Annotated in this window: 6 protein-coding genes; 4 read left to right on the plus strand and 2 right to left on the minus strand. The window is 40.5% G+C overall.

What is annotated here, in order from left to right:
- Window positions 1–547, minus strand: a 547-nt coding sequence (locus P767_RS16840) for a CAP domain-containing protein (protein WP_172637540.1), incomplete at its 3' end; no start/stop codon positions are given.
- Between the two features lie 3 nt (window positions 548–550).
- Window positions 551–982, minus strand: coding sequence for an rRNA maturation RNase YbeY (ybeY, locus tag P767_RS0111030; RefSeq protein ID WP_026764542.1), 432 nt, complete (start codon window positions 980–982; stop codon window positions 551–553).
- A gap of 72 nt (window positions 983–1,054) precedes the next feature.
- Here ybeY and P767_RS0111035 point away from each other — a divergent pair, with 72 nt between their 5' ends.
- The 4 genes from P767_RS0111035 to P767_RS16845 all read left to right on the plus strand — a co-directional run.
- Window positions 1,055–1,282, plus strand: coding sequence for a FeoA family protein (locus P767_RS0111035; protein WP_026764543.1), 228 nt, complete (start codon window positions 1,055–1,057; stop codon window positions 1,280–1,282).
- 26 nt (window positions 1,283–1,308) lie between these two features.
- Window positions 1,309–1,878, plus strand: a complete 570-nt coding sequence (gene nadD / locus P767_RS0111040) for a nicotinate (nicotinamide) nucleotide adenylyltransferase (protein WP_026764544.1) — start codon at window positions 1,309–1,311, stop codon at window positions 1,876–1,878.
- 85 nt (window positions 1,879–1,963) lie between these two features.
- Window positions 1,964–4,354 carry a S9 family peptidase gene (locus P767_RS0111045; RefSeq protein WP_026764545.1) on the plus strand — a complete coding sequence of 797 codons (2,391 nt, stop codon included), beginning with the start codon at window positions 1,964–1,966 and terminating at the stop codon, window positions 4,352–4,354.
- A 146-nt stretch (window positions 4,355–4,500) separates the two neighbouring features.
- A partial coding sequence (locus P767_RS16845) for a carboxypeptidase-like regulatory domain-containing protein (protein ID WP_037351760.1) occupies window positions 4,501–5,317 on the plus strand: 817 nt, incomplete at its 3' end.

The following is a 5,317-nucleotide window of genomic DNA, read 5'->3' on the forward strand; positions in this document are numbered from 1 at the left end:
TCCCCTGTGTGCCCTTGCCCCCCACGACTTTGCCTTCCCACGGAAATGTTTTCTGCTGTACAACCCCTGTACCCCACTTTTTCTCATTCGGTCTCCTAAAGCTGGAGCCATCCGATGAACGGTGGCTTACTATCCCCCCGTTCCTTTTAATGTCTTTTGCATGGTCACGGGCTGCTTTACTTAGTTTCTCTTCCGGGTCTAAGAATGGAAGGGCATTGGCTTTATCCAAAGTTTCCAATAAGCTATTTGCGTATTTGCCCTTTAGTCTGGGCTGTTGCTGTAAATAAGGTATCAGCGCTGAGTCCCTGAATTCTTTTGGATACAATCTGGAATAGTTTACCCAATACATAAAGGACCGGGATATTGGGTCTGCAGACTGAAAAACTGGACTCTGCTCCAGTCTTTCCTTTATTTCTTTCTTAATAGTAATGCTTGGCTCAAAGGGAATATCCGTTAATACTACCTGGCTGTATCCCTGGGCCTTAGTTGTATATGTTGTAAAAACAAGATTCAATAGAAGGTAAAAAGCAAAAACACTCCAGCGCATCTGTTATTTTCTTTTGGCTATCATCTGCAAATACTGGTCCTCTTTTGCCCGCATCTCCTGAATTTCACTTTTCTTTTTGTCTTTATAACCGCAAAGATGCAGCGCTCCATGAAAGAGCACCCGTTTCATTTCATTCTCGTAACTAACCCCATGTTGAATGGCATTGTCTTTTACCCGGTCAATACTGATATAAATTTCGGCTTCAATGGGCTGGCCTGGTTCCTGTAATCCGAATGTTATGATATCGGTGTAGTAGTTGTGCTGTAAAAAATCCTGGTTAATCTTCAAAAGCATTTCATCGGAACAAAAGATATAGTTGATTTCCCCCAGTTCTTTTTTCTCTTTTTTAAAGAGGGTTTCAATAAAGGATTTGAGTCCGGTTTTGTCCGGGAAAATAAATGGGCGATCTCCACTTCTGAAATTGATTTTAGCCATAGTATTTGATTACTCCAAAATTCGTAACAAAACCAATACGGGAGGGTTTACCTTTATGGTATAATTGCGAATATGAAAAGATTGTCTGAGTTAACAGCAGGAGAAAAGGGAATTATCGACTCATTTGAAAAAGACGAGATCTTTATAAAGCTGATGGAAATGGGCTGTGTACCAGGCGAAAAGGTAAAAGTGGAGCAAATTGCCCCCTTGGGAGACCCAATCTCTATTTGTGTTTCCGGTTACCGCCTAAGCTTACGTTTAAGCGAGGCAAATAGTATCTTCGTGACGGAAGATATTTAATAAAACATTGATAATCAGTCACTTAGATGAAAATCGGCCTTTACTTTGGTTCTTTCAATCCTATACATACGGGGCATTTAATTATTGCCAGCCATGTATTAAATGAAACCAATTTGCAGCAACTCTGGCTGGTAGTGTCGCCTCAGAATCCCTTTAAACAGGAACATAGTTTATTAAGTGAGTATCACCGACTGCACCTGGCAACGCTGGCTGTTGAAAAAGATGAACGTTTAAGGGCTTCAGACATTGAATTCAAATTACCCAAACCCTCTTATACCATTGACACAATGGTATATTTAAAAGAGAAATATCCGCAACACGAATTCACGATTATTTTGGGATCAGACAGTTTTCAAAATATTCATAAATGGAAAAACGCATCCATTCTAATGTCGGAATATTCATTTGTAATTTATAACCGTCCCGGATTTATTGCAGAGATTCCTGAAGGAGCAAAAGCAGTAATCCTGGATGCCCCCATGCTTTCTATTTCTGCAACGCATATCCGAAACAATATTAAAGAAGGAAAAAGCATACAGTACCTGGTTCCCGAAAAAGTAAGGGAATACATTGAAGCCAACCATTATTATAAGTAAGGTTCTTTATCCATTCATAAAAAACAGCGGTCCAGAAAATTATTCCTACACAGAATACAATAGATTTATTCTCTAAACCAAGAGTATGAGAAAAATATTTCTATTGCTTTCGCTGGCTTTTGTACATGCCGGTTATTCCCAGTCTTTAACGGTCGACTATATTATGCGCGATCCAAAATGGATGGGCACTTCTCCCTCCAATGCTTTCTGGAGCCATGATAGTAAAACTGTTTACTTTAACTGGAATCCTCAGAAAAATATTTCCGATTCATTGTATGCATTTGCTATCAATGCAACTGCGCCGGAAAAAGCGAATGCCAATATTCTTGATAGAAACAATGCACTTAGCAACGCGGTGTATAATGCGGCCGGAACACAGATGGTATATGGTTTTCGTGGAGATATATACTGGACAGAAGTAAAAACAAACAAAACAACAAGGGTAACGCAAACCGAAGAACAGGAGTTCAATCCTTCCTTTATTTTAAACGATGAATGGATTGCCTTCAACAAGTCTGGTAACTTATTTGGATGGCATACAAAATCAGGTGTGCTGATGCAGTTAACCAATATTGGTAGCGGGGGGAGTACAACTGGCGGAAATTTCAATCGCTCTTCAGCTCCCATCAACACCCTAACACAGAACGGATGGTTGCAGCAACAACAACTAGATTTATTTGAAGTGTTGAAAGAAAGAAAAGAAAAAAGAGATCTGCGCAATGAGTATCTCGCAAAAAACAGAATTGTTTATAACGATACCATCAAGCGAATTGCCACAGGAGACAAAATGATGCAGGGCCTGCAAATTAGTCCTGATGCACGTTTTGTAACTTATCGTTTGTATCAGGCACCTGCCGGAAACAAACCCACCATTGTTCCGGATTATGTTACAGAATCTGGTTATACCACAGATCTGAATACCAGAACCAAAGTGGGCAACGCTTTGGGCAGGTTTGAATTTTATGTTTGGGACAGACAACGCGATACTTTGATGCTCATTAAAACAGATGCCATACCGGGCATTCAGGATTTACCTGATTACGCAAAAGATTATCCGAAAAGATACGAAGGCAAAAAACCAAGCAGCAGACCGGTTGCCATATACGGACCTTACTGGAATGCAACGGGAACTTTTGCCATTGTTGATATCCGTTCACAGGACAATAAAGACAGATGGATCATGCAACTGGATGCGGCTACCGGAAAATTGGTTCCCATCGACAGACAAAGAGACGAAGCCTGGATTGCGGGTCCTGGCATTGGCGGAGGGAATTTCGGAACCAGAATTGGCTGGGTAAACAATGAGTTGTTTTATTTTCAAAGTGAAGCCACCGGCTATTCCCACTTATATGTTTATGATACCAAAACACAGAGCAAGAAAGCACTTACTTCAGGAAACTATGAAGTGCAGGAATTGCGCTTAAGCAAGAACAAACAATATTTTTATTTGCTGAGCAACGAAACCCATCCCGGAAAACAAAACTGGTACCGAATTAAAATTGACGGAACAGGAAAAGAAAGAATCACTCCATGGGAAGGTGGCTATGAAGTAAGCATGAGCCCTGATGAAAAATGGATTGCGTATCGTTACTCTTATATTAATAAGCCCTGGGAATTGTATGTGCAGGAAAATGCTCCTGGTAAAAAACCCATTCAGGTTACCAATCTTTCCATGAGCGATGAATTTAAAAAATACAACTGGAAAGAACCCAAAGTAACCACCATACCAGCCAGAGACGGACAATCCATCTATGCAAGAATTTATGAACCCGCGCCGGAAAAGAAAAACGGAGCTGCTGTTTTTTTTGTGCACGGAGCCGGCTATCTGCAAAATGTGCATTATTGGTGGAGCAGTTATTTCAGAGAATACATGTTTAATAATTTATTAGCAGACAAAGGATACACCGTCATTGATATTGACTACAGGGCCAGCAGCGGATATGGAAGAGACTGGAGAACGGGCATTTACAGACATATGGGAGGAAAGGATTTAACCGATCATGTGGATGCCGCAGAATTCCTGGTAAAAAATTATGGCATCGACAAAAACAGAATTGGATTGTATGGTGGTTCTTATGGAGGTTTTATTACTTTGATGGGATTGTTCACCACACCGGATGTATTTAAAGCAGGTGCAGCACTTAGACCTGTAACCGATTGGGCACATTACAATCACGGATATACGGCCAATATATTAAATGAACCCGTGCAGGATTCCATTGCCTATGCAAAGTCATCGCCCATCAATTTTGCCGGAGGTTTAAAAAATCATTTATTGATTTGCCACGGTATGGTAGATGTGAATGTACATTTTCAGGATGTGGTACGTTTATCACAAAAATTAATTGAACTCAAAAAAGACAATTGGGAGTTAGCTGTCTATCCAATGGAAGATCATGGCTTTGTAGAACCCAGTAGCTGGACCGATGAATATAAGCGAATATTAAAATTATTTGATACACACTTAAGCAAATAATGTAGAACTGTAATTCATGTTACCAAATCATGAACAGAATATTATCTTAATGTAAACGTATCATTATCAAATGATTAAGAAGGGCCGCTGGTATAGCGGCTCTTTTTTTTGCAGTATAGTTTCGCGTCAGAAAAACTATACTAATTATGAGAAACGGATTTAACGCAATGATGATCTCGTTAACACTTTTATTGGTGTTGGCCAGCTCATCCATTGTATTTGCACAGACTACCAGAGACTTGACTGGTACTGTATTGAATGAAAAAGGTGACCCTTTACAAGGGGTAAGCGTGGTATTGCAAAACAATGCCAATAGCAGCCAACGAACCACAACCAATGAGAGAGGGGTTTATATTGTAAAGCAATTAACCATTGGAAATAAATACACGATAAAATTTTCATTTGTTGGATTTGCATCCACCGAGCAAATCATTACTGTTTCAAAAAGTTCACAGCAATTGGTAACCAGAATGAAGTCTGAGGCAGGCGAGTTGGATGAAGTAGTGGTAACTGCATTGGGAATTAAAAAACAGGAAAAAGCTTTGGGTTATGCTGCTCAAACGATGAAAGAGTCTGATGTGCTGGATGCCCGATCTAACAACTGGGTAAGTTCCTTATCTGGTAAAGTAGCCGGATTGAATTTGTATTCTGCGGGATCGGGTCCGGGTGGATCTGTGAGGGTTTCATTGAGAGGAGACGCTTCTATGAATCCGGATGGAAACAACGCGCTGATTGTACTAGATGGCGTACCAATGAACGGTGGTGGAACCAGTTCAGGAGTAGGCAATGCTTATGGAGCAGGCTCGGGTTCAGATGTTCCCGTTGATTTCGGAAATGGAATTTCAGATATCAATCCTGATGATATTGAAAGCATCACGGTATTAAAAGGACCAGGGGCAACCGCCTTATATGGTAGCAGGGCAGCGAATGGTGCTTTGTTAATCACTACCAAATCTGGTGCAA

The organism is Sediminibacterium salmoneum NBRC 103935, assembly GCF_000511175.1.
Classification (GTDB): domain Bacteria; phylum Bacteroidota; class Bacteroidia; order Chitinophagales; family Chitinophagaceae; genus Sediminibacterium; species Sediminibacterium salmoneum.